The organism is Pseudoselenomonas ruminis (assembly GCF_008271295.1).
GTDB lineage: Bacteria > Bacillota > Negativicutes > Selenomonadales > Selenomonadaceae > Selenomonas_A > Selenomonas_A ruminis.
This window is the reverse complement of record NZ_VTOY01000001.1, coordinates 704,488-731,060: the sequence shown is the minus strand read 5'-3', so window position 1 is coordinate 731,060 and position 26,573 is coordinate 704,488. Positions and strand designations below refer to the sequence as shown.

Annotated in this window: 25 protein-coding genes and 1 riboswitch; of the genes, 24 read left to right on the top strand and 1 reads right to left on the bottom strand. The window is 49.3% G+C overall.

What is annotated here, in order from left to right:
- The first annotated feature begins 3 nt into the window (after positions 1-3).
- The 20 genes from FZ040_RS03290 (at position 4) to FZ040_RS03195 (ending at position 23,301) form a co-directional block, all read left to right on the top strand.
- A complete protein-coding gene (locus FZ040_RS03290) occupies positions 4-393 on the top strand; it encodes a hypothetical protein (protein ID WP_149170677.1) in 390 nt (129 codons plus the stop codon).
- A gap of 2 nt (positions 394-395) precedes the next feature.
- A complete protein-coding gene (locus FZ040_RS03285; protein WP_149170676.1) occupies positions 396-1,652 on the top strand; it encodes a restriction endonuclease subunit S in 1,257 nt (418 codons plus the stop codon).
- A gap of 179 nt (positions 1,653-1,831) precedes the next feature.
- Entirely contained in the window at positions 1,832-3,874 is a 2,043-nt protein-coding gene (locus FZ040_RS03280; protein ID WP_187620217.1) for a hypothetical protein, read from the top strand.
- Positions 3,855-4,157, top strand: a complete 303-nt coding sequence (locus tag FZ040_RS03275) for a hypothetical protein (protein WP_149170674.1) — start codon at positions 3,855-3,857, stop codon at positions 4,155-4,157. Before FZ040_RS03280 ends, FZ040_RS03275 begins: the two co-directional genes overlap by 20 nt.
- 514 nt (positions 4,158-4,671) lie before the next feature.
- Positions 4,672-7,704, top strand: coding sequence for a type I restriction endonuclease subunit R (locus FZ040_RS03270; RefSeq protein WP_149170673.1), 3,033 nt, complete (start codon positions 4,672-4,674; stop codon positions 7,702-7,704).
- A 307-nt stretch (positions 7,705-8,011) separates the two neighbouring features.
- Entirely contained in the window at positions 8,012-10,141 is a 2,130-nt protein-coding gene (locus FZ040_RS03265) for a PTS sugar transporter subunit IIABC (RefSeq protein ID WP_149170672.1), read from the top strand.
- Between the two features lie 257 nt (positions 10,142-10,398).
- Positions 10,399-11,790, top strand: coding sequence for an ethanolamine permease (eat, locus tag FZ040_RS03260; RefSeq protein ID WP_222930932.1), 1,392 nt, complete (start codon positions 10,399-10,401; stop codon positions 11,788-11,790).
- Between the two features lie 2 nt (positions 11,791-11,792).
- Positions 11,793-13,193: an ethanolamine ammonia-lyase reactivating factor EutA gene (locus FZ040_RS03255; RefSeq protein ID WP_149170671.1), complete on the top strand. Its 1,401-nt coding sequence runs from the start codon at positions 11,793-11,795 to the stop codon at positions 13,191-13,193.
- Positions 13,194-13,208: 15 nt separating this feature from the next.
- Positions 13,209-14,606, top strand: a complete 1,398-nt coding sequence (locus FZ040_RS03250) for an ethanolamine ammonia-lyase subunit EutB (protein WP_149170670.1) — start codon at positions 13,209-13,211, stop codon at positions 14,604-14,606.
- Positions 14,603-15,379, top strand: a complete 777-nt coding sequence (eutC, locus tag FZ040_RS03245; protein ID WP_149170669.1) for an ethanolamine ammonia-lyase subunit EutC — start codon at positions 14,603-14,605, stop codon at positions 15,377-15,379. Before FZ040_RS03250 ends, eutC begins: the two co-directional genes overlap by 4 nt.
- A complete protein-coding gene (locus tag FZ040_RS03240) occupies positions 15,376-16,389 on the top strand; it encodes a nicotinate-nucleotide--dimethylbenzimidazole phosphoribosyltransferase (protein WP_255448711.1) in 1,014 nt (337 codons plus the stop codon). The genes eutC and FZ040_RS03240 overlap by 4 nt, the downstream gene beginning before the upstream one ends.
- On the top strand, positions 16,386-17,144 hold the full coding sequence (cobS, locus tag FZ040_RS03235) for an adenosylcobinamide-GDP ribazoletransferase (protein WP_149170668.1): 759 nt from the start codon (positions 16,386-16,388) through the stop codon (positions 17,142-17,144). The genes FZ040_RS03240 and cobS overlap by 4 nt, the downstream gene beginning before the upstream one ends.
- Entirely contained in the window at positions 17,131-17,739 is a 609-nt protein-coding gene (locus tag FZ040_RS03230; protein WP_149170667.1) for a histidine phosphatase family protein, read from the top strand. Before cobS ends, FZ040_RS03230 begins: the two co-directional genes overlap by 14 nt.
- Positions 17,740-17,856: 117 nt before the next feature.
- Positions 17,857-18,618 (top strand): glucosamine-6-phosphate deaminase, encoded by a 762-nt coding sequence (nagB, locus tag FZ040_RS03225; RefSeq protein WP_149170666.1) that lies wholly within the window; start codon positions 17,857-17,859, stop codon positions 18,616-18,618.
- A gap of 234 nt (positions 18,619-18,852) precedes the next feature.
- The gene (locus FZ040_RS03220) at positions 18,853-20,310 is read left to right on the top strand and encodes a DASS family sodium-coupled anion symporter (RefSeq protein ID WP_149170665.1); all 1,458 of its coding nucleotides are present in this window, start codon (positions 18,853-18,855) and stop codon (positions 20,308-20,310) included.
- 73 nt (positions 20,311-20,383) lie between these two features.
- A riboswitch (THF riboswitch) is annotated at positions 20,384-20,482 on the top strand.
- Between the two features lie 65 nt (positions 20,483-20,547).
- Positions 20,548-21,057 (top strand): folate family ECF transporter S component, encoded by a 510-nt coding sequence (locus tag FZ040_RS03215; protein ID WP_149170664.1) that lies wholly within the window; start codon positions 20,548-20,550, stop codon positions 21,055-21,057.
- Between the two features lie 174 nt (positions 21,058-21,231).
- Positions 21,232-21,831 (top strand): translation initiation factor IF-3, encoded by a 600-nt coding sequence (infC, locus tag FZ040_RS03210; RefSeq protein WP_051635109.1) that lies wholly within the window; start codon positions 21,232-21,234, stop codon positions 21,829-21,831.
- On the top strand, positions 21,818-22,015 hold the full coding sequence (rpmI, locus tag FZ040_RS03205; RefSeq protein ID WP_033169125.1) for a 50S ribosomal protein L35: 198 nt from the start codon (positions 21,818-21,820) through the stop codon (positions 22,013-22,015). Before infC ends, rpmI begins: the two co-directional genes overlap by 14 nt.
- A gap of 49 nt (positions 22,016-22,064) precedes the next feature.
- On the top strand, positions 22,065-22,418 hold the full coding sequence (gene rplT / locus FZ040_RS03200; protein WP_149170663.1) for a 50S ribosomal protein L20: 354 nt from the start codon (positions 22,065-22,067) through the stop codon (positions 22,416-22,418).
- Positions 22,419-22,497: 79 nt separating this feature from the next.
- Positions 22,498-23,301 carry a TrmH family RNA methyltransferase gene (locus FZ040_RS03195; protein ID WP_149170662.1) on the top strand — a complete coding sequence of 268 codons (804 nt, stop codon included), beginning with the start codon at positions 22,498-22,500 and terminating at the stop codon, positions 23,299-23,301.
- On the opposite strand, the gene FZ040_RS14325 is transcribed toward FZ040_RS03195, so the two are convergent.
- Positions 23,298-23,993, bottom strand: a complete 696-nt coding sequence (locus tag FZ040_RS14325) for a thiamine diphosphokinase (protein WP_149170661.1) — start codon at positions 23,991-23,993, stop codon at positions 23,298-23,300. The two genes, FZ040_RS03195 and FZ040_RS14325, sit on opposite strands and share 4 nt — an antisense overlap.
- 110 nt (positions 23,994-24,103) lie before the next feature.
- Between FZ040_RS14325 and FZ040_RS03185 the strand changes: the two genes are divergently transcribed.
- The 4 genes from FZ040_RS03185 (at position 24,104) to dut (ending at position 26,543) form a co-directional block, all read left to right on the top strand.
- Positions 24,104-24,778 carry a metal-dependent hydrolase gene (locus FZ040_RS03185; protein WP_149170660.1) on the top strand — a complete coding sequence of 225 codons (675 nt, stop codon included), beginning with the start codon at positions 24,104-24,106 and terminating at the stop codon, positions 24,776-24,778.
- Positions 24,778-25,719 carry a tRNA (adenosine(37)-N6)-dimethylallyltransferase MiaA gene (gene miaA / locus FZ040_RS03180; RefSeq protein WP_149170659.1) on the top strand — a complete coding sequence of 314 codons (942 nt, stop codon included), beginning with the start codon at positions 24,778-24,780 and terminating at the stop codon, positions 25,717-25,719. Before FZ040_RS03185 ends, miaA begins: the two co-directional genes overlap by 1 nt.
- Positions 25,720-25,756: 37 nt before the next feature.
- The gene (gene hfq, locus FZ040_RS03175; RefSeq protein ID WP_033169131.1) at positions 25,757-26,011 is read left to right on the top strand and encodes an RNA chaperone Hfq; all 255 of its coding nucleotides are present in this window, start codon (positions 25,757-25,759) and stop codon (positions 26,009-26,011) included.
- A 76-nt stretch (positions 26,012-26,087) separates the two neighbouring features.
- The gene (gene dut, locus FZ040_RS03170; RefSeq protein ID WP_149170658.1) at positions 26,088-26,543 is read left to right on the top strand and encodes a dUTP diphosphatase; all 456 of its coding nucleotides are present in this window, start codon (positions 26,088-26,090) and stop codon (positions 26,541-26,543) included.
- Positions 26,544-26,573: the final 30 nt, after the last annotated feature.

The window sequence follows — 26,573 nt, the reverse complement described above, 5'->3', positions numbered from 1 at the left end:
TTAGTGGCGTTTCGGGGCCTTGTGGCGATGTGTAACTTACTGTTGGGTGCGTCCAATGTGCTGAAAAATCGCTATTTGCATGTGGATTGGCAGGCAGAAACAGCACATTCATTGAAAAAACAGCACATTGAACAGCACATTGAGTCGAATAACAGCCTATTGGTGTTGCTGAAAACAGTCAAAGGAACTGAGAGGACGAAAAATAATATTGTTGCCTTGTATGAAGCTTTTGGCAGGGAAAAGATTTTTAGCCGTAGCGATGTGCTGTCAGTTTTGTCAATCACAGAACGTCCCGCCACAACATTATTTAAAAAGATGTTGGAAGCAAAGTTGATTGAGAGCGTGCATGGTTTGGGAAAAGGAAAATATCGCTTTGTGGTTAAGGAGAGATGAGAATGGAGAAAGTACCGAATATACGGTTTCAAGGATATACGGACGATTGGGAACAGCAGAAGATTGGTGATATAACATCAGTCCTGTCGGCTTCTCGTGTCCATAAAGATGAATGGACAGATGAGGGCGTTCCATTTTATAGGTCAAGTGATGTTGTGTCAGCCTATAAAGGCATAACAAATGAAAAAGCATTTATTTCCCAAGAGTTGTATGAAACATTGGCCGTTTCATCAGGCAAGTTGGAAAAAGACGATATTTTGGTTACTGGAGGCGGAAGCATAGGTATTCCTTATGTGGTGCCGGATGACCAGCCATTATACACCAAAGATGCAGACTTGATATGGGTAAAAAAATCAGCAGTTCATGACAGCAAATATCTGTTTACATATTTTGAAAGTCCACTATTCAGGAATTATCTAATCAGCATTTCACATACGGGGACAATCTCTCATTACACCATAGAGCAGGTCAAAGCTACGCCTGTAGCCTTGTCAGGTATTGAAGAACAGAAGCAGATCGGCGCATACTTTGCTCGCCTTGACAATCTCATCGCCCTTCATCAGCGTAAGTGTGATGAACTGCAAAAAGTAAAGAAGTATATGCTTCAAAAAATGTTTCCGAAAAAAGGAGAAAAAGTTCCAGAGATTCGCTTTGCAGGATTTACTAGCGATTGGGAACAGCGGAAGTTGGGGGATATTACAAAGGAAAAATTATCAAATGGTGTAATTAACAATCAGTCTGATGAGCCTACTCAAATAAGACATATCAATGTTATCAATATGTATGCACCAGACAGAATACATATTGAGGACTTAACGTACAGTAACTACGGAGATTCCGAATTGAAAAAATGTAACGTGGAGTATGGTGACATATTCATGACAAGAAGTTCGTTGAAGCCCGAAGGCATTGCAGAAGCCAATGTGTTGCTAGATAGTGGGGAGTTTGTCTATGATGATCACCTTATACGATTGAAGGTAGATAAGACCTTTTATGATCCCATGTTTGTTAAAATTAACCTTGGCAATCAGATGATAAAATCGCAATTCATACAGAAATCTAAGACTACGGCGTTCACAACTATAGGACAGGATGATATAGCAAGTTGCGAGGGAATGTTCCCAAGCATTGAGGAGCAACAACGGATTGGCTCATATTTTATGCGCTTCGACAACCTTATCGCCGTTCATGAGCATAAGCATGATAACCTTAAAGAAATTAAGAAATATATGTTGCAGAATATGTTTCCTAAGAAATAAATTAATTGATGGTGAATGGCTACGAATGAAATCAATAAGGTGTTAAAAGATATTTACGGTGAAGATAGAGCTGATTGCGAACACATTGTGTTCGCAAATGAATTGTTGCGTATATGCTACAAGTAAAAAATGTTAATGCGGATATTTGATTAATGTTTATAAAAGTTAGGGATGATGGTATGAAGAAATTAGATTTACATATCCACACTGTCAAAACTGTAAGTGACCATGATTTTAATTTTTCCATTACATCTTTAATTAAGTATATAGAAAAATGTCACATTGATGGAATAGCTATAACTAATCATAATATGTTTGATATTAGCCAATTTAGAGAGATAAGTGATGCTCTTAAAGGGGTAGCAACGGTACTTCCTGGAATAGAGATTAATCTTGGTGATAGTAGTTTTGGCCATATGATATGTATTACAGAGCGTGATGAGGTTGAGGATTTTTTTACTCGTTGTGAGGAGGTTAGGAAAAGAATCCAAAATAAGGATGACAAAATTACATATGATGAGTTAAGTGGAATATTTAATGATATGAGTAAATATCTCTGGATTCCACATAGTGATAAAAAACCACATGTTGATAAAAATATCATTCAAAAAATGAAAGAATATATCTTGTGTGGTGAGGTAGGGAGCGTTAAAAAGTTTATATATAGCTATAAGGATGATAATTCATTGATTCCTGTGTACTTTAGTGATTTGCGCCCTACAGATGAATTAGTAGAGTATCCGGCGAGACAAACTTATTTTAATATTGACGATGTTTCAGTAAACGCAATAAAAAAATCATTATTGAACAGAAGTAGTGTATCGTTAACAGAGGATGAGGGGGTCGGGGAGTTTTATGCCTTACCTAATCTTCCTCTTTCTACAGGACTTAATGTTGTTATTGGTTCTAGGTCATCAGGAAAAACGCATACATTAAATAAAATTTGTTCGCAAAATGATAATATTAAGTATATTAAACAATTCGCACTTATTGAGACAGACCCTTCTAAAGAAGCGAGGAAGTTTTCAGATAATATTGCGAGTAAGAAAAGTAGTTTTACAGACGAGTATCTTGAACCATTTAAGAATGCTGTCGAAATGGTAAAGAATATTTCACTTGAAAGTGATGAACAAGCAATTGATGATTATATTGTTTCACTAGTAAAATATGCAAAAGAAACTGACCGTGCAGATATGTTTTCAAGATGTGGATTATATAACGAAAGAGAGTTTCCTGTGCGAAAAATGGATAATATTATAAACTTGATAAATTCTGTAGAAATTTTACTTGATACACGTGAATTAAAAGACGTAATTGAAACATATATAGATAGAAGTTCGCTGGTAAAATTACATAGTGCTTTGATTTATAAACATAATAAAGATAAAGAAAAGTCATTGAAGGAGAAATATGTTAATAATATCGTTGCAAAAATTAAGTCGGCACTTAAATGTCGTAGCGCTGCGACAAATATAACTGATGTTGATTTTTATAAATGCCAGCTAAATAGAGTGAAGGTTGAAAAGTTTAATGAACTTGTATCTTTGATGAAAAAGGAAAAAATAATTAATAGTTATGATGTGGAAGATTTTTCTGTGCAAATTGAGCGTAAACCGTTTGAAAGTGCGGGGGCGCTTAAAGCTTATAGTGGACGTCAAAATGTCCATTTTCGAGAAATAATGCCAATTTACAAGGAAAATCCATTTGATTATTTGCAGAGATTGAAAGATATGGGGGCGATCTTAGATTCGGATTATTATAAATATTTTATATCTATAGAATGTAGAGTATTAAATAAATATGGTTTTGATGTTTCGGGAGGAGAAAGAGCAGAGTTTAATTTACTGCAAGAAATAGCTGATGCAAATAATTATGATATGCTTTTGATTGATGAGATTGAATCGTCGTTTGATAATATTTTCTTAAAAGAGAATGTAAATCATATAATAAAAGAAATATCGAAAAATATGCCTGTGGTGTTGGTAACTCATAATAACACAGTTGGCGCTTCTATTAAACCGGATTTTATAGTTTATACTCAACGAAATATAAAGAATAATGAAGTTTCATATGAATTGTATTATGGTCGTCCAAGTAATAAGTTCCTTAAGACATTTAAGGGTAAAGAAATATGCAATATTAAGGCTATGTTGAATTGCCTTGAGGCTGGGGAAATTGCATATAATGAGAGGAAGAGGGATTATGAATTACTTAAAAATTGAAAGTGGTAAAGGATACTTTCTGGGGGAAGATGGAGAGTATAAATTGATAGATAGTATTCGTAAAGAAGATATATTACGATTGTTAGAGGCTGCGGTATCAGCAGATGTAGATTTTGAAATGGATGAAATGAATAAGGATAATATACAAAATCAAGCACATATAATTATTTATTCTAATATATATGAAAAGTTTTTGGAACTACAAAGTAATAAAAACTGTTTTTGGGATGAATGTAAAGATTTATATAGAGAGGCATTAAATAAATATAAAAGTGATTCATAATGTTATTTAGTTCGTTGTAATAGTGTGGTTTCCAATTCGCTACGCACTGCGTAGCGGATTCTAAAGCTAGGGCGTTTTGATGCAGAAGACTTATAAAAAATAGAAGAGCGTTTCGATGTTGTAGTTATCGTGACATCGAAACGCTCTTTGTGTTATAATATCCGTGGTGCTATCACACAGGAAGCGGTTAGCCCTCTGCGGAGGGACTGTGACCCTCCGATTACATAGAAATCCCTTTCGGGAAATATGTATGGGGAGGGATGTCTGATGACAATGGAGTCTTTGTTGGTCGTAATCGGCTTTGCAATAGCCATCTTTAGCTTAGGCTATATGATTGGAAAAGGCTTGAATATAAGAAAATGACCGCCCCTAGCCTGCAAAACTAGACGGTCATTTTTCTTGTGACTATCAAAACGGGCTAATACCCTTGTGTGAAGCACCCTTTGCTATATACAAATTATAGCAATAAAATAAATCCTCGTCAATGATGAGGTGATAATCGAGGTGCATGAACATGGCGCAGAGCGAGGCTGTGATGGAAAGGGATTTGATACGGCAGTTGACGCAGGATGTGTCGCAGTGGACGTATCGCAAGGATATTCGGGATGAAGCGTCGCTTTGGGCGAATTTCCGCGACAAGCTCAATCAGAACAATCTGGCGGCGCTTGATGGCGAGCCGATAACTGATGTTGAGTTTCATCAGATTCGGGAGTATATGCTCGATGTCGCCAAGAGTCCTTATAAGGCGGCGCTGTGGCTGGCGGGGGAGAATGGAGAGGCCGTTATCCCACTCACGCGTGAGGACGCTGGCAAGGGTTCGATTCATCTGATGGCGATCAGCAACCGCGAGATTGCGGGCGGCCGTTCGTCCTATGAGGTCATCAACCAGTTCGTTTCCGATAAGCAGGATGCGGATGACCGCGAGCGCCGTTTTGATGTGACGCTGCTGATTAACGGCCTGCCGATGATTCATATTGAGCTCAAGAATCAGGATCATCCGTTTATGGATGCGTTCCGTCAAATCAAGAAGTACAGTCTCGAGGGCAAGTTCCGTGGGCTCTTTGGTATGATGCAGATGTTTGTGGTGTCCAATGGCAGTAATACGCGCTATATCGCGGCGGATACGGGCTCAAATCTCAATGAGAAGTTTTTGACCTCTTGGGTCAATAAGCAAAATGAGCCGATAGAGAATTATCTGGCCTTTGCCGAGGAGGTTTTGCGCATTCCGGCGGCGCATGAGATGATTGGCCATTACAGCGTCGTCGATGCCGAGCGGCATAAGCTCATTCTTTTGCGGCCGTATCAGGTACATGCGATTGAGGCCGTAAAGCGGGCCTCATCCAGGCAGGAGTCGGGCTTTATCTGGCATACGACCGGCTCGGGCAAGACGCTGACCTCCTATACGGTGGCGAAGAATCTGTCGCTTATCCCTGGCATTGACAAGACGATTTTCCTCATTGACCGCAAGGATCTTGACCAGCAGACGTCGCTTTCGTTCAAGGCCTATGCGGAAAATGACATCATCGATGTCGACGATACCGATAATGTCCACGAGCTGTTAAAGAAGCTCAAGAATAAAGACCGTATCGTTATTGTCACGACCATCCAGAAGCTGCAGATTATCATGAAGCGCTATAATACCGAAGCGAAGAAGGATTCGCAGACAGCCAAAAGGCTGCATGGGCTCTGCATCGCTTTTGTCGTCGATGAATGCCATCGCACGGTTACGCCGGAGACGCAGCGGGAACTGCAGAAGTTCTTCTATCATTCGCTTTGGTATGGCTTTACGGGTACACCGATTTTTGACGAGAACAAACGTCAGCGCAAAGGCGATTTGGCGCGCACGACGGAGGCGCTTTACGGGCCCTGCCTGCATAACTACACCATCAAGGAGGCCTTGCAGAATAAAGCGGTGCTGGGCTTCCAGATTGACTATAAGGATTCGCTGTCAGAGGAAGCAATCCTCACCGTGGGCGAACAGCTTGCGGTGGGAAGTTACGACAAACTGGCGGCGCAGGATGCTGTGGTACGCGAGCGGTCGGTCATGCAGGCCTACTATAAAAATGAAGGCGATGATATCTACGATAGTGAGGCGCACCGTGCGGAAGTCGTAGATTATATCCTCAACAAAGCCGCGGGCAAGTTCCGTTTGCAGGCGCCGCAGGGCGAGGCCTATGAGGCTATTCTTACGGTGCCGTCGATTGAAATCGCGCAGAAATATTATCGGCTGTTTCGGCAGTCTATTGCCGAAGGGAAGGTCGCCGCATCCATTCGTGAGAAGTCCGTGGACTTCCCGAAGATTGCCATTACCTATACGGTTACGGAAAATGAGCAGGACTCCATTGCCAACCAGCAGGCGATGAAGGAATCGCTGGCAGATTATAATGAAATGTTTGGCACGAATTTCGGGCTGGACAGCTTGCAGGCCTATAATACGAATCTCAACGACCGCTTGGCTCGCAAGAAGGGACGTTATAAACAGCGCAAGGAGCAGCTTGACCTCGTCATAGTGGTGGACCGTCTGCTCACGGGCTTTGATGCCCCGCCTTGTGCGATACTCTTCGTTGACCGTCCGCCCATGGCGCCGCAGAATATCATTCAGGCGTTCAGCCGCACGAACCGCATCTATGACAAGAGCAAGCGTTATGGCATGATTGTCATCTTCCAGCGCTCGGCGGAGTACAAGGAAGCGGTGGATGGTGCGCTGTTGCTTTACAGCCATGGCGGCACCAACGAGGTCAGTGCGCCAGCTTTTGCGGAGCTCGAAAAAGAGTTCCGCGAAGCGCTCAATGAGCTTAAGAGTCTTGCGCCAGCACCTGAAAATGTCGATGCGCTGACAGACCGCAGTGCGATGCAGAAATTTGCCAAGGCCTTCCAGAAGGTTGACCGCCTCAGCGGTGAGCTGCAGGTCTATCAGGAGTGGGAAGACCATGACCTTTCGGAGTATCATGTCGATAGGGAGGAGCTCAACGATTACAGCGGCAAGTATCGCAACGTCATCGAGGAGCTGCGCAAGCCCAAGGAGGATGGGGATGAGCCTATCCATATCGATATCGGCTATGAGCTCGAGAACATCACCAGCGTGACCATCGACTATCGCTATATCCTCTCGCTGATCCAGAACTACATGCCTGAGGAGGATGTCATCATCGCTGCGCCAATCGAGGATGAAGCCATCGATAACCACATCGCTAAACTTCGTGAGACGAATCCGGCGCTGGCCGATGTCATTGGCGGATTCTGGGAGGATATGAAGCAAGACCCGATAAAATACAAGGGCCTTGATGCGGGGACGGTGATCGAGACGCGCATCGAGGAAATCATCGCCAACCAGATCAACGATTTCACGAAGGAATGGTGCGCCCAGAAAAAAGACGTACTGGCCATCTTGAATACCTTCAAGAAAGGCGACAAGATTTCTCTCGTCACCGACTACGATGCCTATAAGCAAAATCACGAGGGCGTCAGCAAACTCAAATATAACCGCAATGCCAAGGATGCCGTTATCGAGCTGATAGAGAAAATCCGGCCGCTACGGGAAAAGTAAGGGTTGTTTGACATTTGACCGGTCAATTTGACCGGTCATTTTTGTGTGAATTTGGCAGTCAAAGTGCAAATGGTCAGTTAAATAGAAAAAAATTACTTACGAATCGATAACTTTGTAACAACGTTCCATTTTTAGCTTCGAAAGTCTTTTTTTGCGGTATGTGTCTTGAAGTATTTTAGGCGACTATGTTATAATAACCGCGGTAAATATTTTAAGGTGTGTCCGGTAATAAGCATTTATCTGCTATGGTACTCGGGTTAAATAGCAGGTAAATGCTTTTTTAATTGGACGAGAGAGGATGTGTCTAATGAAAGACGAAATTTTCAGCGTGCTGCAGCGCGTTGGCCGCAGTTTCATGCTGCCCGTTGCAGTTCTGCCGATTGCCGGTCTGCTGTTAGGCCTTGGTTCGTCGTTTACAAATCCGACGACGATCAAGACTTACGGTTTGGAATCGCTGCTGGGGGATGGAACAGTGCTTCACTCCCTGCTTACGGTTATGAGCGCTGCTGGCGGTACGATTTTTGGCAACTTGCCGATTATCTTTGCCGTTGGTGTTGCTATTGGTATGGCGAAAGCCGAGAAGGAAGTTGCGGCACTGGCTGCAATGATTTCCTTCTTCGTCATGCATGTTTCCTGTAATGCCATGCTCCAGCTGACGGGCAAAATCCTGGCAGATGGTTCTATTGCACCGGGCGTGCTCGAAGGTACGATTGCTTCGAGCTGCGGCATCATGTCGCTGCAGATGGGCGTTTTCGGCGGTATCATCGTCGGTATCGGCGTTTCGATTCTGCACAACCGCTATCATCAGATTGTACTGCCGGATGCGCTGTCCTTCTTCGGTGGTTCGCGTTTCATTCCTATCGTATCGACGGTGGTCTTCCTGTTCGTCGGTATTGCCATGACGTTTGTCTGGCCGGTTGTTCAGGACCTCATCTTTGGTCTTGGCAACGTCGTTACGGGCACGGGCTATATCGGTACGCTGATTTTCGGTATCGTAAAACGTGCACTGATTCCGTTTGGTCTGCACCATGTATTCTATCTGCCGTTCTGGCAGACGGGTGTTGGCGGCAGCATGATGATCGATGGCCAGCTCGTACAGGGCGGTCAGAACATCTTCTTCGCGCAGCTCGCTTCGCCGAATGTCGCACATTTCAGTGCTGACGCTACGCGTTATTTCTCCGGTGAGTTCATTTTCATGATCTTCGGTCTGCCGGGTGCAGCTCTTGCTATGTACCGTTGCGCTCGTCCGGAGAAGAAAAAGGTTGCTGGCGGCCTGCTGCTTTCCGCAGCGCTTACCTCGATGCTCACGGGTATCACGGAGCCGATCGAGTTCTCCTTCCTGTTCGTTGCACCGATGCTCTTCGGTGTTCAGGTTCTTCTGGCTGGTGCCGCATACATGATTGCGCACATGCTCAATATCGCCGTTGGTCTTACGTTCTCCGGCGGTCTTCTGGACCTCTTTATCTTCGGTATCCTGCAGGGCAATGACAAGACGAGCTGGATGCTCATCATCCCGGTTGGTATCGTTTATTTCTTCCTGTACTACTTTGCATTTTCGTTCCTCATCAAGAAGTTCAACTTCAAGACGCCGGGCCGCGAGGAGGATGATGAAGAGACGAAGCTTTACACGAAAGCTGACGTCAAGGCTCGCAAAGAGGGCGCCACTGGTGCTGCTGGCGATGAGCTCAGCCCGGTTATCGCACGCGCTCTTGGCAGCAAGCGCAACATCACGTCGGTTGACTGCTGCGCAACGCGCCTGCGCTGCTCGGTAGCAGATTCTGCGCTCGTTGACCAGAAACTACTGAAGGCTACGGGTGCTTCGGGCGTTATCGTCAAAGGCACGGGCGTACAGGTCATTTATGGACCGAAGGTTGCTGTCATCAAGTCAAACCTCGAAGAGTATCTGGCTACGGCTCCGGAAGTTGAGCCTGAGGCTGACGCTCCGGCTGTTGAGGAGCCGGCAGAAACGACGGCTGAGGCTCCGGCAGCTGCTCATGGTGAGCATGAGTTCTTTGCTCCGGTAGCTGGTACGGCTCATGCCATCACGGAAGCTCCGGACGCTGCCTTCGCTGGCAAGATGATGGGCGATGGTTTCTTCATCGCACCGGCTGACGGCAATGTCGTTGCTCCGTGCGACGCTGAGGTCATGTTCGTATTCGATACGAAGCATGCCATCGGCATGAAGGCCGCTGACGGCACGGAATTCCTCATTCACTTCGGCGTTGACACCGTTAAACTCGGCGGTCAGGGCTTTGAGGTATTCGTTGAGCAGGGCCAGCAGGTCAAAAAGGGCGACAAGCTCATGCAGGTTGACCTCGACTATGTCAAGGCTAACGCTCCGTCGGATGTCTGCCTCGTAATCTTTACGGGCGGTCAGGCTGTCCATGTAGAAAAATCTTATGGCGTTAAAGCATTGGACGCTGTTGCTTCCTATTGATTTAATGACCACCATATTGTGCTGATTGAGAAAAAGTGTAAAACGTGTTCTTGACAGCAGCTATGTTGTATGATATATTTACTACATCATCAAGATAGCAACGACGCTTGATTGGAGGCTGGGCCCAGCCTCCGGTCAGGCGTCTTTTTATTTGATGATGAGAATGGAATACTTCAGGCAGAGGAGCCAGTCTGTTTTGCTGATGCCCAAAGGCATCGGCAGAGCAGGCTGGCTTTTGTGCGATAGGAGGAATATGTATGAGCATGGAACATGGAAGCACAATGGTGGTATCTGAGGCGATGGCAGGGAAGCGTGAGGAAAACCTTACACGGGTGCTAAAGCCGATTCATCTTTGGTCGTTGGCAGTAGGTCTTGTCATCTCCGGCAATTATTTTGGCTGGAGCTATGGATTTGCGGCTGGTGGTGTCATGGGACTCGCACTGGCGCTGATTCCGGTAACGATTTTTTATGTGACGTTTATCCTTTCGTATTCGGAGCTGGCGACGGCTATCCCGCATGCAGGTGGTCCGTCAGCTTATGCGCGGCGGGCTATGGGGAAATTTGGCGGCTACCTCAATGGCATCAGCTGCCTTATCGAGTTTGTCTTTGCGCCGCCGGCTATTGCGTTAGCCGTTGGTGGTTATGTCCACGCACTGCTGCCAGTCATTGACCCGATGGTAGCGACCGTAGCGGCGTTTTTCTTCTTTATCTTTTTGAACTACCTGGGCATGAAGACGTCGGCGACGTTTGAATTGGCTGTGACGGTTATCGCATTGATCGGCCTTGTGATTTATTGGGGCCTGGCGGCACCGCATTTTGATATGGCCCGCGTTGTCACCACGCCGCTGCTGCCGCATGGCTTTGATGGCTTGATGGCAGCCGTACCGTTTGCCATTTGGTTCTATCTGGCTATCGAAGGTGGTGCGATGAGTGCCGAGGAGATGGTAGACCCGCAGCACGATATTCCCAAAGGCTTTTTGAGCGGTATGGCAACGCTTTTGGTCATGGCGATTTTGACGCTTTTTTTGACGGCTGGCGTAGCCGATGTGGATGCGGTGGCTGCTGTCGATTTCCCGTTGCCACTGGCGCTTAGTGCGGCTTATGGGGAAGGTTCGCTGCCGGTACTTCTTATGAGCGGCATTGGTCTTTTCGGTCTTGTGGCATCGCTGCATGGCATTATCGTTGGCTATTCGCGCCAGACTTATGCGATGGCCCGTACGGGGTATCTGCCAAAGTTCCTCGCGCATCTTGACGAGAAGCATCATACGCCGGTCTGGGCGCTTATCCTGCCGGGCATTGTCTGCTTGTTTACGGCGCTTACGGGACTTACGGATTTGGTCATAACAATTGCCTGCTATGGTTCTGTTGTCATGTATCTGACGAGTTTGGTTTCGTTCTTCATTTTGCGCCATAAGGAACCGGCGCTTCATCGTCCGTTCAAGGTGCCGAGCCTGTTGATTCCAATTGTCAGTGCTGTTATGGCAGTGTTCTGTCTCGTGAGCCTGGTCATGGCATCGGGCGAAGTCCTGCCGTATGTGGTGGGGATTTATGCACTGGCTATCGCATATTATTTCCTGCATGGCAACAAGCATATCCGTCCGTTTGATGAGGAGTTTGGCGTGCTCGATGCCCTCGATGAGGAAGCTTGACTATGGCGCAGGAAATCTTAAGTGCTGGTATCGATATTGGCACGACTACTTCGCAGGTGATTTTTAGTCGGCTGCGGTTGGAAAACAATTCCTATACGGCAATTCCCGATGTGAAAATCACCCAAAAGGAAGTCCTGTATAAAAGCCCCGTGCATTTTACGCCGCTTCGTGACGATGGCAATATCGATGCCAAGGCTTTGGATCGGCTGCTGCTCGCTGAGTACGCGCAGGCCGGGGTGAAACGCGAAGACATAGTCACGGGGGCTGTTATCATTACGGGCGAGAGTTCGCGTAAACAAAATGCCAGACTGGCGGTGGATAAATTATCCGCCGCCGCTGGCGATTTTGTCGTGGCGGCGGCTGGGCCGGATTTGGAATCAGTGCTGGCTGGCTATGGCGCCGGGGCGGCTGACTATTCGGAAAGAGTCCCGATTGCCGTAGCCAATTTTGATATTGGCGGCGGGACGACTAATGTGGCCGTTTTTCTGGGCGGTGAACTGCAGGACGCCTTTGCATTGGATATTGGCGGGCGCTTGGTGCGCGTGGCACCGGACCACCGCGTGACGTATATTTCCCCGCGCATCCAGCCGCTGGTGGCATTGCTGGGATTGTCGCTCCGTCTTGGCGAAGTGGCAAGGCTCGCTGAGTTAAAAGAGCTGGCGGACAGGTTTGCTGGTATTTGCCGGCGGATTTGCCTGGATGAACCGCTAAGTCCCGCAGAACAGCGGCTTTTCATTGGTCACAGCAAACGGCAGGGGAGACTTTCGGCCGTGATGTTTTCGGGTGGTGTGGCAGAATACATCCGTGAGGAAGCAGAACCGGGCTGGGACGATGTCCTGCGCTATGGCGACATCGGCCCCTTAGTGGGGGCGGCCTTTTGGCAGGTTTTTTCGGCCCAGCCGGAAGTGAAGCTGCTAAATCCTCGGGAACGCATCCGGGCTACTGTCATCGGTGCGGGAAGTTATGCCGTGCGGCTAAGTGGCAGTACGGTCATGATGAATGATGAACTGGTACCGCTTACGAATATTCCCGTTATCCGCCTGGAGCATTTGGCGTGCCCAGAAGCGCTTCGCGAGGAGTATCGCGTAAAGCGGGCCGTCTATCCCGCGGGACAGCAGGTGGCTATTGCCTTGACTGGCCCTACGGGCGGCTCGTATGAGGAGTTGGCAAAGCTTGCCGATGGACTGCTGGCAGCAACGGCGAAGGAAGCGCAGATTTTACTCGTCGTCATGGAGCAGGACTATGCCAAGGCGTTGGGGCTTATGCTAAAGCACCGCGGGGCCGCACGGCAGGTTATAAGCCTGGACCGCATTCATGCGCAGCCCGGTGATTATATCGATATTGGCAAGTCGGTCGCCGGAACGGTGCCGGTGGTCGTCAAGACGCTGATTTTTAAAAGCTGAAAGTAGGCAATCGCGATGAAACTAAAGACGAATCTTTTTGGCCAGACGTATTCTTTTAACGATGTCAAAGAAGTGCTGGCCAAGGCAAATGAAGAAAAATCCGGCGACATGCTGGCTGGCATTGCGGCCAGCGGCAATGTGGAACGGGTGGCGGCCAAAGTCGTTCTGGCCGATATGACGCTGAAGGATTTGCGGGAAAATCCCGTTGTTTCCTATGAAGAAGATGATATCACGCGGGCTGACCAGGATGCTGTGTCCGATACGGTTTACCAGCAGATAAAGGGCTATACGGTAGGAGAGTTCCGCGAATTTTTGCTGCGCGAGCCGCCGGAGAAGCTCCGCGCTGTCCGCCCGGGACTTACAGCTGAGATGGTGGCAGGCGTGACGAAGCTCATGTCCAATATGGATTTGGTATATGCAGCCCGCAAGCTGCCGGTTGAGGCGACCTGCAACACGACGATTGGCCGGCCTGGAACGCTATCTTCGCGCCTGCAGCCCAATCATGCCACGGACAATCCGGCGGGCATTATGGCCTCGGTCATGGAAGGCATCAGCTACGGCGTCGGGGATGCGGTCATCGGCCTCAATCCAGCCGTCGATACCATCGACAGTGTCGCCAGCATCCTGCGGGAGTTTGATGCGTTCATGCAGAAATGGCAGATTCCCACGCAGAATTGTGTGCTGGCACACGTCACGACGCAGATGAAGGTGCTCGAAAAGAATCTGGCGCCGATGGATTTGATGTTCCAAAGCCTTGCAGGGTCAGAAACGGCCAGCCGCGCCTTTGGTATCAATGTGTCCCTGATGGATGAAGCGTATGCCATCATGCGGGAGAAGAAAAATTCTGCGGGCGAGAATTTCATGTATTTTGAGACGGGGCAGGGCTCAGAACTTTCTTCTGATGGACATCATGGCGCGGATCAGCTCGTCATGGAAGCCCGCTGTTATGCGTTTGCCAAGCGGTATCATCCGTTTCTCGTCAATACAGTCGTTGGCTTTATCGGGCCCGAGTATCTCTACGATGGCCGGCAGATGATACGGGCAGGGTTAGAGGACCATTTTATGGGCAAACTCACGGGCATTCCGATGGGCTGCGATGTCTGCTATACCAATCACATGCGGGCGGACCAGAACGATTTGGAAAATCTGGCGATGATGCTGGCGATGGCGGACTGCAACTACATCATGGGCATTCCGGGCGGCGACGATGTGATGCTGATGTATCAGACGACGAGTTACCACGATGTTGCCTCGCTGCGGCGCCTGACGGGCAAAAAGCCGATTGACGAATTTGCCCGCCGCATGCAGGAATTAGAGATTTTGGATGAAGCGGGGAATCTTACGGCCAAGGCCGGCGACCCGTCACTGTTTTTCACCGGGAATGAAACGCTTTCAGGAGGTATGGCAGTATGAATGCGACAGACGGATTTGTAAGGGATATATCGTTGCCGGAAGTGAAAGAGCGGGTTCTCATTGAACATCCGCAGAGTCTCGCGATGATAAAGCGATTGAAGAAGACGACCAATGCCCGGTTGGGCGTCGGCCGCGCAGGGGACCGGTATAAGACCGAAACACTGCTGAAGTTCCGGGCGGATCACGCGATTGCCCAGGATGCCGTCTGGACGGACATCGATGAGACCTTGATTGATGAAATGGGCTTTTATAAAGTCCAGACGTTGGTTCAGAATAAGGAAGAATACGTGCGGCGGCCCGACCGGGGCCGGATATTTTCGGATGAGACCATGGAAGCCATCAAGCGGGACTGCATTCATAATCCCGATGTACAGCTGGTGATTGCCGATGGGCTCAGCGGCTTTGCCATTAATGCGAACCTCAAGGATATTTATGTCATTATGATGGATGGATTCAAAGAGAAGGGCTATCGCGTGGGGACTCCGATTTTTGTGCGCTACAGCCGCGTGGCAACAATGGATAAGATAAGTGAGGCCTTAGGGGCCAAGGTTACGATACAGTTGATTGGCGAGCGCCCGGGACTGGCCACCGGTGAAAGCATGAGCGTTTATATGGCTTATGAAGCCAGCAGCAAAAAGCCTGAATCCCAGCGGACCGTGGTATCGAATATCTATCGGCAGGGCATTCCGCCGCTGGAGGCGGGGGCGCAGGTCGTTTATTTGACCGAAGTGCTTATGCGGGAAAAGAAAAGCGGGGTGGAATTAAAGATATGATGGATAAAGCAGCGCGTATGACGGCGCGAATGGCGATTCCGCCGGGGAGCCTTGGGCTTTTGGAAAAGCAGGTGCAAAAGCTGTTCCGCGCCTGGCCGGAACTTTATGAAACGATAAAACCGTATCATTATATTTTTGCGGCCGACAACGGTGTGGTTACCGCAGGTGTCGTCCGTCAGGAACAGGCCATCACCTATCTGCAGGCCAGGAATATGACCGAAGGGCGGGCGGCTATCAGCTGCTTTTGTAAGGCACAGGACGTTCCGTATGCCGTGGTAGATGTTGGCATAAACTGTGATGAAGCGGTTGGCCTTGACCGCAAGGTGGCGCCTGGTACCAAAAACTTTTTGGAAAGCCCGGCGATGACTGAGCGGGAATTTTGGCAGGCGTATGATGCGGGGGCTGAAATGGTACAGCGGGCTAAGCTTGCTGGCTGCAATCTCTTGTCCTTTGGCGAAATGGGCATCGGCAATACGACCACGTCAACGGCCGTGCTGCACGTGCTTACCGGGGCAAACCTTTTAGAAATTACGGGCTATGGTGCCAATCCCGGTCATCCAGAAGTCGTTTTGCGCAAGCGGGAGGTTATTGCGGCGGCCGTTAAGCGCTATGAACCACTGATGAAGGCACCGCAGGGGATAATCCGCTGTGTGGGCGGTTTTGACATTGCGGCCTTATGTGGTGCGATGATGGCTTGCCATGAGCGGAAGATTCCGTTCATGCTCGATGGTTTTATTACGGCCGTAGCGTTGGCCTGCGCGGCGCGTATTGAACCGGCGGTCAGTGCGATGGCGATTCCTTCCCACATGTCGCAGGAGCCTGGCATGCTATACGCCCTGCAGGCGGCGGGAATCCATCCCGATGAGGTGCCGATACAGGCTGGTTTGCGCCTCGGCGAAGGAACCGGGGCAATCCTTGGACTATCTATGTTGCGGACGATGTTGTATACTGTTTATAACATGAAAACAATGGAAGAATTACTATCAGAAAGTTGTGGTGCCGCAAAATGAGTAGTCTGCGTTCGTTCGTCTTACTGTTACAATTTTTTACGCGCTTGCCTTTGCCCTGGCAGATCCCCTTTCAAGAGGGGATGCTGTCCAGGGCCATTATTTGGCTGCCACTGGTGGGGCTGGTTATTGGCGGTATCAATGCCTTGGCGTATATGCTCGGCAGTGTTATGGCCGGGCCGGTGGCAGGCGTGTTTTTTGCCATGGGGGCTAATCTTTTTTTGACCGGGGCGTTTCATCTCGATGGATTAGCCGATACTTGTGATGGCATTTATTCAAGCCGTAAGCGGGAACGCATGCTGGAAATCATGAAGGACAGTCGCCTGGGAACTAATGGGGCCTGTGCCCTGCTATTGGTGTTCCTGGCACGGTATCATGGACTGTTGCTGCTGCCGGAGAATTTATTGCCGTTAGTCATCGTATTGATGCCACTTTCGGCGCGCGCCTGCAATCCGCTATTGATGCTCGCTTCGTATGCGCGCAAGGAAGGTCTTGGCAATCTCTTTATTGGCAAGATTACCTGGGGGCGCGCGCTGGTATCGGTAGGAATTGGCGCCTTACTGGTCTTTGCACTTACGGCCAATCTTTGGCTGCTGGCGGCCTATTTGCTTTTGGCCGTTTGGCAGCGGCTGTTTACCCACTACATTACCGGCATATTGGGCGGCATGACGGGCGATACGCTTGGTGCTGGGGATGAATTAAGCGAGATAATCTTTTTGGGGCTCTGTTGTCTGGGGGCATATCATGGCTGGCTTTGAGAAGCGAAAATGCACGGTGTATTTATTGCGCCATGGCGAAGCCACTGGCAATGTGTGTGGCGGTTACTATGGGCGCACCGATTGTCCTTTGACAGAAATGGGGCACTGGCAGGCGGCGAGCGCGGGCAGGCGGCTCCAGGAACTGCGGGCGGCAGAACCGGAACGGGAATTGCTAATGCTTACAAGCCCCTTGCAGCGGGCCGTTGATACGGCAGCAGCCGTTTGTGAAACGGCCGGGCTTGACGGAGAATTTATGGTTGAACCGGACTTTCAGGAAATTGACTTTGGCCGTTGGGAAAAGTGCCGGTATGAGGAGCTGGCGCATGAGGACCCCGCAGCCTGCCAGCGCCTTTGCGACGATTGGCAGAACTTTTGCTATCCGCAGGGCGAAAGTTTCCGCATGTTTTCGGAGCGTGTCATAGCCGCCTGGCAAAAGTGGCAGCAGCTGGCAATCGAGCAGCAAAAAGATATGCTGATAGTAAGTCACGGTGGCGTTTTAAAAGTCATCCGGATATTTGCCGAGGGGCGTTCCTTGGAGGATTTTTGGCGCATCAGGATTGAGTTAGGGGAAGTGCAGGAATTGGTATTGTCATGATGAGAAATCGTAAGGCCTTTTATTTGCACATACTGTTTTGGGGGCGTAAAATATGATATAGAAGAAAAGGTGTCAGGCAGGAAAATGGGTCTGGCTTATACGGAGCGGAGTGGTAATATGCGGATAATTATTACGGATTCTTATGAAAAGATGGGGCTGGAAGCGGCAAACATTGTTGCTGGGCAGGTTTATTTAAAACCGGATAGTGTTTTGGGATTGGCTACGGGTAGTACGCCGGTTTCTATGTACCAGCGTCTGGCGGCAGTCCATAAGACGGTGGGGCTGGATTTTTCCGAAGTTACGACATTCAACCTGGATGAATATATCGGCATGAGCCCCGATAATCCACAAAGCTATCATTATTTTATGCAGGAGAATTTTTTCAAGCATATCAACATTCGTCCGGAAAATGTATATTTGCCGAATGGGATGGCGGAAGATATGATAGCCGAAGGGGAACGCTATGAAAAACTTATCGCGGCCAAAGGCGGTATTGATTTGCAGGTGCTCGGAATTGGGCAAAATGCTCATATTGGCTTCAACGAGCCAGATGTGAAATTTGCTGCGACCACGCATAAGGTAGAACTCGATGAGGAAACCATTCAGGCAAATTCCCGTTTCTTTGCCAGCGCCAGTGAGGTGCCACGCTATGCTATCAGTATGGGAATTAAAACAATCATGATGGCGGAGCATGTTATCCTGCTGGCTAATGGCAAAAATAAAGCCAAGGCTGTTTATAAAGCAGTTTGCGGTGATGTGACGCCGGAAGCACCGGCATCCATCCTGCAGCTGCACCGTGATGTGGCAGTTATTGTGGATGAGGCGGCGGCATCTTTGCTGCCGGCGTCTATCCGCGGGGTAAGCGTAACCAGAAAATAATATAATGCGGAAGATACAATCCGATTTCGTTTCTCTGATAGAGGCGGAATCGGATTTTTAGTTTACAATGTTACAAATAAAATATTGACAAATATATAATGGTTGTTATATTATATACAAAACGACATAGAAGCTATAAAGAAAAGAGTATAGCAAAGGTACAAAGGGGTACGTCATGCAGGGAAAGAAATTTCCCGGGCATGGTGTGCCCTTTTTTGAAAGGAAGGATGTAATTTGCGGAAAAAGATAGGATTGCCTTTGGGACTGTTGACGTTGTTGTTTATTTTACTGTTGCCAACACCGCCGGATTTGTCGACGGCAGGGCATCGGATGCTCGCAGTGCTGGTGTTTTCGGTTGTCATTTGGATGTTTGAGACGGTTTCGTATCCGGTATCCGCAGCTATTATTATTTCGCTTATGGCCTTTTTGCTCGGTACGGCACCGAATATGATGAATCCCGATAAAGTGCTCGGCACATCGGGGGCGCTGAAGATGGCGATGTCGGGCTTTTCGAGCCCCGCACTGGCGCTGGTAGGTGCGGCGTTATTTATTTCGGCGGCCATGATGAAGACGGGGCTTGATAAACGGCTGGCGCTGTTTATCCTGTCGAAGATTGGTGCCAAGACGAAAAATGTTTTGGCGGGCGTTATCCTCGTTGGTTTTATTCTGAGCTTCTTTGTGCCGAGTACCACTGCGCGCGTTTCGTGCATGGTGCCGATTGTCATGGGTATCATTTCGGCCTTCGGTGTGCCACTCAAAAGCCGGTTCTCAGCCGTGATGATGATTGCGATTGCACAGGCCGACAGCATTTGGAATGTCGGCATCAAGACGGCTGCGGCGCAGAATATGATTGCGCTGGATTTTATCGAAAAGCAGCTTGGGACAACGGTGAGCTGGATGGATTGGTTTATTACCGCGGCCCCTTTTGCGGCAATCATGAGCGTGGTGCTTTACTTCCTGCTGTTGAAATTGGTGCCGCCAGAGATGGATGAAATCGAAGGCGGTCAGGCAACGGTTGTCCGCGAATTAAAAGAACTTGGCCCAATGTCGTTAAGTGAGAAGAAGCTGTTAGGCGTATCGCTGGTCCTGCTCCTGTTATGGTCTACCGAAAAGATATTGCATAACTTTGATACGTCGTCGACGACGATGGCGGCCATTACCATCATGATGCTTCCGGGGATTGGAATCATGACGTGGAAAGAGGCGCAGGCAAAAATCGGCTGGGGGACACTTATCTTGTTTGGTGTTGGCATAAGCCTCGGGTCGGCGGTGCTTTCAACGAAGGCGGCGGCCTGGATTGCGCATGTGATTGTCGATGTGTTTGGCCTCTACCATACGTCAGCCTTTATGATTGTAGCGATACTGGCGATGTTTTTGATTGTCATTCATCTTGGCTTTGCCAGTGCTACGGCACTGGCGGCGGCCATGATTCCGATTGTCATATCGGTGCTGCAGGGAGCGGCGGAGCATAGCCAGCTCAATGTGGTAGGCATGACGCTTATCCTGCAGTATGTGATCTGCTTTGGCTTTATTCTGCCCGTCAATGCGCCACAGAATATGGTAGCCTTTGGCACAGAAACCTTTGAGGCCAAGACGTTTATCAAGACGGGAATACCGCTGACGCTCATTGCGTATAGTCTCATCCTGCTCATGGCGTCGACGTATTGGAAATGGTTGGGAATTATCCTTTAAGATTGCCGCGCCATCATTCCTTGACGGGAGAGTGTGCCTGTGCTATATTGAGGGCATACAGATAAATATCTGTAACAGAGTAAGCGAATGTGCGTTAAGTGCCAGATGGACGGGGAGTTGCCATCCGGACGAAAAGTTTTTACTTGCGGTACATTGGCTGCATCCCGCTGTTGCATCTGAGATTAAGACCTCTCAATCGTGCAACAACGTTTGTTTTTGCATGAAGGAGGTCTTTTTATGTCCCATGACAGAGTGCGGGCAATGATTTACGGTGCGCTTTGCATCAGTTTTATCATTTTGCTCACCTATGTGTTTTCCATCCAGACGGTGTTTATCCATATCACCTTTGGCTTCTTGCCGCTGGCGATGTACGGTGCCTGGTTCGGTCCCTGGCGGGCGGGGGCGGTTGGTGCCTTGGCAAATTTTTTAGGCACGGCAGTGCTGGGGCTGGGCGTTTTTTTTCCAGGCTTTATGCTGTCGGATTTTCTGACGGGCTGGATTTATGGCTTTTTCTTCCATAATAAAGAGTCAGTTGGCTGGAAGAATGCCTGGCTGCCGTTTTTGCTGGTCATGGTCATCGTTCATCTGGGCATGAACACTCTCTGGCTTACGCTGTTTTACGATAAGGCCGCGTCGGCTATCTTTATGGGGCGGCTCGTCAAGAATATCTTTTGCTACCCGCTGGAGGTCAGCCTGTTTTTGATGGTTTATCGTCCGGCCGCCGCCTGGCGCTTGCAGAAATCCTAAAAGACCGGGCGGCGAAAAAAGATTTGACAGCCATGCGCAGGTATGGTAAACTAACAGAGTCGTGAACAAGAAGGAGCCACCGCTTCTCACCTGCTGGCATAGGTCAGACGGGTTTATAGCATGAGTTTTTTAGAGGTGGCTTTGTGCCGCCTCTTTCTTGTTTATAAATGAAACATCAGGAGGTGTTCTACTATTAGCAGAGATTCGTTACGCATCAATGAAGAAATTCATATCCGCGAAGTACGCGTGACCAGTGCAACTGGTGAGCAGCTCGGCATCATGCCGACGCGTGAGGCGCTTCGCATGGCGGAGGAGCAGCATCTTGACCTCGTCGAGGTAGCTCCGAAGGCAAAACCGCCGGTCTGCCGTATCATGGATTTTGGAAAGTATAGATACGAACAGCAGAAACGGGAGAAAGAGGCTAAGAAGAAACAGAAAGTCATTAGCATCAAGGAAGTTAAACTTCGCCCGAACATTGAACAACACGATTTTGACGTCAAGTTGAAGAATGCTCTTCGCTTTGTCGAAGAAGGAAATAAAGTCAAGGTGACTATCATGTTCCGCGGACGAGAGCTTTCTCATCCGGAACTCGGCAAAGAGGTATTGGGCCGCGTAGCTGAAAGGCTGGGCGACAGCGTCTCGATTGAGCGCAATGCCAAACTTGAAGGAAAAAATATGACGATGATCGTTGCACCGAAAGTGCAGAAGGCATCGAAACCAAAGAAGTCGAAAGAGACTCAGTCTAAGGAGGAAAACAGTAATGCCAAAGATTAAAACTCGCAGAGCTGCTGCAAAACGCTTTACCGTAACGGGTAGTGGTGAATTCAAACGTAACAAGGCTTTCAAGAGCCATATCCTGGAGAAAAAATCTCCGAAACGTAAACGCAACCTGCGTAAAGCTTCCCTTATCACGGCTGCTGATTATGGCCGCGTTAAGAGAATGATGCCGTACGCTTAATCGCGATATTTGACTGGAATACGAAACCGATTATTAGGAGGATGAAAACATGCCAAGAGTAAAAGTAGGCGTGACTGCACATAGACGTCATAAGAAAATCCTGAAGCTCGCTAAGGGTTACAAAGGTACGAAGAGCAAACAGTTCAAAAAAGCTAACGAGACCGTAATGAAGGCTCTCTACTACGCACGCGCTGACCGTCGTGCGAAGAAGGGCGATTTCCGTCGTCTCTGGATTGCTCGTATCAACGCTGCTGCACGCGTTAACGGCCTTTCCTACAGCCGTCTGATCTGCGGCCTGACGAAAGCTGGCGTTGAGGTTAACCGCAAGATGCTGGCTGACCTGGCTGTATCCGATGCACAGGCATTCGCTCAGCTCGTTGCTGTTGCTAAAGAGAACCTGTAATTAATAGGTTTGCATGAAAGATGCAGGGTTGATGGAACCGTTGGTTCTGTCAGCCCTTTTCTTGTATTCGGAGGATAGTATGGTAGAGAGAATCGACAGTTCTGCCAATAAGAAGGTAAAACTTGCCGCCAGCCTGCACAGCCGCAAACACCGCGACAAAGAAGGCTTGTTTATCGCCGAGGGCATCCGGCTGGTGGAAATGGTGGCTGCATCCGGCTGGGCTGTCCGCTATGGCTTTTACACGCCGGAACTCTTGGCACAGGCCCGCGGAAAAGAACTCTGTGCAAAGCTTGCCGAGCAAGGCGTAACGCTATATGAGGTGCCGGCTCCGGTTTATCAGAAGGCCAGTGCAACGGATACGCCCCAGGGGATTCTGGTCGTTGCAGAGCAAAAGAAAAGCCGCTTTGCAGAGCTTGCGGCGGCAGAAAATCCAATCTATGTAGTTCTCGATGGTGTGCAGGACCCGGGCAATGCGGGCACGATTATCCGCACGGCCGATGCTGTTGGTGCCAATGGCGTAATCCTGCTCAAGGGCTCGGTGGATGTATTTAGCGACAAGACCGTGCGCTCGACGATGGGGAGCCTGTTTCATTTGCCGGTTTGCCCCGATGTTTCGGCCGAGGACCTGCAGGCGTTTTTGACAAGTCAAAATTTGACCATTTATGCCACAGCGCTTGACGCGTCGGCCAAGCCGCATTTTGAACAGGATTTCCGGCAGGGTTGTGCGATTGTCTTTGGCAACGAGGGCAATGGCGTATCCGCAGAACTTCTCCAAGCGGCGGTAAAAACCTATATTCCGATGTATGGGGAAGCGGAATCCCTCAATGTAGGCGTTTCCGCGGCGGTCGTTTTGTATGAAGCCGTAAGACAGCGGAAGTTTTAAGGTGTCTCCCAATAGCAGTATACGCCGAGTATGCCGGATTTTACGCAGATTGACAAGTCAGTTTGACCAGTCAACAACTCGTTGCTCACTGCGTTGGGAGATTTTTGCGTTAAGGTGGCGCCGGTCAAAGGCCAGCGGACGTTGTTGATGGTTACGCCCGAGCAGTTTTCGGTGAATGGCAGCAGGGAGATGGCCTTGGGGACGGATTGACAAGTCAAATTTATGGACTGGTCCGCCTGGGCGTAAAAGAGCGCCTCGGTTTCATCAATCAGCGCGCAGGGGACGCTGAGGCTGGCGCAGCTGAACATGGTGCTGTAGGCGTGGTCGAAGCGGCCGCCAAAGGCACCCGTGAGGATGATGGCCGGAGCGCCGGCTTCCTCCATCAGTTGCAGGGCCAGCTGCGTGTCGGTGTAGTCTTTGGCGACGGGATATTTTTGGATGGTTATGCCATTTTGTTCGGCCCAGCTCCAGGCCTTGGTGCTGGCGCTGTCACCGTCGCCGAGCAGTACATCCGGGCGGATGCCTGCCTGCTGGCAGGCGTCGATGCCGTGGTCGGCGGCCCAGCAGGCGTCATAGCCTTGAAGCGCATTTAGCCATGACGTCTTTGGCGGACGGCCGCCGGTGATAAGCAGCCACGGGTTCGCTTTTTCTGTATACGAAGAGTAGGATAGCGATAGTTGTGGAAATTCCATGAGAATACCTCGATAATAGTTTGGATTGGATAAGTATGTTATAATAGGTTTATCGTGTATAGCATAGCACGTAAAATTTTAAGGAGCAACCAAAAGGGGACTGATACATTATGGTAAAGTTCAAGTATTATGGACATTCCTGTTTCTTGTTAGATGATGGACAGTACAAAGTGCTGGTTGATCCGTTCTTGACGGGAAATCCGAAGGCCACCATCAAAATGGAAGAGGTGGAGTGCGATTTTATTTTGATTTCTCACGCCCATGGCGACCATTTGGGCGATGCGCCGGAGATTGCCGGCCGCACCGGGGCAGAACTTGTCAGCACGCCGGAGGTGCTGGGCGTATGCGAGGCGCGGGTGCCGGGACTTAAACAGCATCCGATGAATTTGGGCGGTTCGATTCATCTGCCCTTTGGCAAGGTCCGCATGACGATGGCCAAGCATAGTTCGGGCGTGCCGGGCGGCATTGCCTGCGGCTTTGTCATCTATATGGGCGGTTTGCAGATTTATTTTGCCGGCGATACGGCACTCTTTGGCGATATGCAGATTATCGGCCGCAAAGATGAGCTCGATTATGCAATCCTGCCGATTGGCGACAACTACACGATGGGGCTTGAAGATGCGGCGCTGGCGGCGCAGTGGCTCAATGCCCGCCATGTGATTCCGGTTCATTACAACACCTGGCCGATTATCAACCAGGATGTCAAACATTATGCAGAGATTACCGAGGCGATGTCACGGGCACAGGTTCATGTGGTCGACCCCGGCAGTGAGATTGAGCTTTAATGGCAAAAGAAAAGTTACTGGTTATTCTAGGGCCCACGGCTGTGGGCAAGACGGCGCTTTCGATTGAGCTAGCCAAACAACTGGATACGGAAATCATCTCGGGGGACTCGATGCTCGTCTACCGCGGCTTCGATATCGGGGCGGCCAAGCCGAGCCTGGCGGAACGTCAGGGCATTGTGCATCATCTGGTGGATATTCTGCCGCCTGATGAGAAATTTAATGTCACGGATTTTGTCGAACAGGCGCGGCCGATTATTCATGAACTGAATGTACGCGGGAAAATTCCCATCCTTGCCGGTGGTACAGGACTCTATGTCAAGGCCCTGCTCGAAGGCTATGCGTTTAACGAAACGACCGGGCATGACGACTATCGGCAGGAACTGCAAAAGCTTGGCGAAGAGAAGGGGCATGAATACGTTCATAAGATGCTCGAAGCCGTGAACCCCGAGGCGGCGGCACGGCTTCATCCCAATGACTTCCGCCGCATCGTCCGTGCGCTCGAAGTGGCGCATTTTGGCAACGAAATGATTTCGCAGCGCAAGGACGCCGCGGATGGACAGCTTTGTTATGATGTGCAGGTAATCGGTCTTACGCGTGACCGGCAGGCGCTCTATGACCGCATCAACCGTCGCGTGGAGCTGATGTTTGAAGCTGGCCTCGAGGCGGAAGTCAAGGGGCTTCTGGCGGCGGGCATAACCCGCGAGGAGCAGGCGATGAAGGGCATCGGCTACAAGGAGACCGCCGCGTATCTGGCGGGTGAGATGTCCCGGGAGGAGGCCGTGGAACTCATTCAAAAATCCACGCGTCATTTCGCTAAGCGCCAGCTGACCTGGTACCGGAAGATGCCCTATATCCATTGGTATGAGGCGGATAAGCGGACGGAGGCAGAACTGCTTAACGATGTTTTGCAGGATATAGCAGGATTTTTGGCAAAGGCGTAGAACTTTATTTAGAGAGAACCATAATGGAGGGATTAATATGCCAGCAAAACCAACAATCAATCTGCAAGATAGTTTTTTGAATCAGGTACGCAAGGAAAACGTTGCGGTAACGATTCACCTCGTCAATGGCTTTCAGATCAAGGGAAATGTCAAGGGGTTTGATAATTTCACGGTGGTGCTTGACGTATCGGGGAAACAGCAGATGGTTTATAAACATGCGATTTCCACCATTACGCCGGCGCGCCCGGTAAGTGGCGTGTTTGGCGTTGAAAAACGCGAAGGCGAAGAATAAGGAAGATAATAGGAGGGCCTTCCTTGCGGGAGGTCCTTTTTCGTGTCTGAAAAGCATACAGAAGAAAGGATAAAAAATGAAGGTAAGAGGGTTTGAATGTGTATCGGATTGGCAGGATAAAGGCATCCATCTGCCAGAGCGCAAGACCGCGTCGAGTGCTGGCTATGATATCGAGGCGGGCGAAGATGCCATCGTAAAGCCAGGGGAGCTCACGATGGTGCCGACCGGCGTCAAGGCGTATATGCAGTCCGATGAAGTGCTGATGATTCACATTCGTTCGAGCATGGCCATCAAACAGCAGCTGGTGCTTATGAATAGTGTGGGTGTCGTGGATTCGGACTACTACAACAACGAAGACAACGAAGGTCATATCTTTATCGCCTTTTGGAATCGCGGCACGAAGCCCGTGGCTATCCAAAAGGGCGAGCGCATTGCGCAGGGAATCTTCCAGAAGTATTTGACGGCCGATGACGATGTGGCGGGGGAAGGTGCCCGCCGTCAGGGTGGTTTTGGTTCGACAGGAAAGGCGTGAGGATGATGGCAGACGAAGGCATGGATTTGT

Bases quoted from the DNA above. Each gene is read 5' to 3' on its own strand.
- FZ040_RS03275 (WP_149170674.1), top strand. From the start codon at position 3,855: ATGAATTACTTAAAAATTGAAAGTGGTAAAGGATACTTTCTGGGGGAA.
- FZ040_RS14325 (WP_149170661.1), bottom strand. From the start codon at position 23,993: ATGGAATTTCCACAACTATCGCTATCCTACTCTTCGTATACAGAAAAA.
- nagB (WP_149170666.1), top strand. From the start codon at position 17,857: ATGCGGATAATTATTACGGATTCTTATGAAAAGATGGGGCTGGAAGCG.
- cobS (WP_149170668.1), top strand. From the start codon at position 16,386: ATGAGTAGTCTGCGTTCGTTCGTCTTACTGTTACAATTTTTTACGCGC.
- FZ040_RS03270 (WP_149170673.1), top strand. From the start codon at position 4,672: ATGGCGCAGAGCGAGGCTGTGATGGAAAGGGATTTGATACGGCAGTTG.
- FZ040_RS03285 (WP_149170676.1), top strand. From the start codon at position 396: ATGGAGAAAGTACCGAATATACGGTTTCAAGGATATACGGACGATTGG.
- FZ040_RS03185 (WP_149170660.1), top strand. From the start codon at position 24,104: ATGGTAAAGTTCAAGTATTATGGACATTCCTGTTTCTTGTTAGATGAT.
- rpmI (WP_033169125.1), top strand. From the start codon at position 21,818: ATGCCAAAGATTAAAACTCGCAGAGCTGCTGCAAAACGCTTTACCGTA.
- eat (WP_222930932.1), top strand. From the start codon at position 10,399: ATGAGCATGGAACATGGAAGCACAATGGTGGTATCTGAGGCGATGGCA.
- FZ040_RS03215 (WP_149170664.1), top strand. From the start codon at position 20,548: ATGTCCCATGACAGAGTGCGGGCAATGATTTACGGTGCGCTTTGCATC.
- miaA (WP_149170659.1), top strand. From the start codon at position 24,778: ATGGCAAAAGAAAAGTTACTGGTTATTCTAGGGCCCACGGCTGTGGGC.
- rplT (WP_149170663.1), top strand. From the start codon at position 22,065: ATGCCAAGAGTAAAAGTAGGCGTGACTGCACATAGACGTCATAAGAAA.
- FZ040_RS03255 (WP_149170671.1), top strand. From the start codon at position 11,793: ATGGCGCAGGAAATCTTAAGTGCTGGTATCGATATTGGCACGACTACT.
- FZ040_RS03265 (WP_149170672.1), top strand. From the start codon at position 8,012: ATGAAAGACGAAATTTTCAGCGTGCTGCAGCGCGTTGGCCGCAGTTTC.
- FZ040_RS03250 (WP_149170670.1), top strand. From the start codon at position 13,209: ATGAAACTAAAGACGAATCTTTTTGGCCAGACGTATTCTTTTAACGAT.
- FZ040_RS03240 (WP_255448711.1), top strand. From the start codon at position 15,376: ATGATGGATAAAGCAGCGCGTATGACGGCGCGAATGGCGATTCCGCCG.
- dut (WP_149170658.1), top strand. From the start codon at position 26,088: ATGAAGGTAAGAGGGTTTGAATGTGTATCGGATTGGCAGGATAAAGGC.
- hfq (WP_033169131.1), top strand. From the start codon at position 25,757: ATGCCAGCAAAACCAACAATCAATCTGCAAGATAGTTTTTTGAATCAG.
- FZ040_RS03195 (WP_149170662.1), top strand. From the start codon at position 22,498: ATGGTAGAGAGAATCGACAGTTCTGCCAATAAGAAGGTAAAACTTGCC.
- FZ040_RS03280 (WP_187620217.1), top strand. From the start codon at position 1,832: ATGAAGAAATTAGATTTACATATCCACACTGTCAAAACTGTAAGTGAC.
- FZ040_RS03230 (WP_149170667.1), top strand. From the start codon at position 17,131: ATGGCTGGCTTTGAGAAGCGAAAATGCACGGTGTATTTATTGCGCCAT.
- eutC (WP_149170669.1), top strand. From the start codon at position 14,603: ATGAATGCGACAGACGGATTTGTAAGGGATATATCGTTGCCGGAAGTG.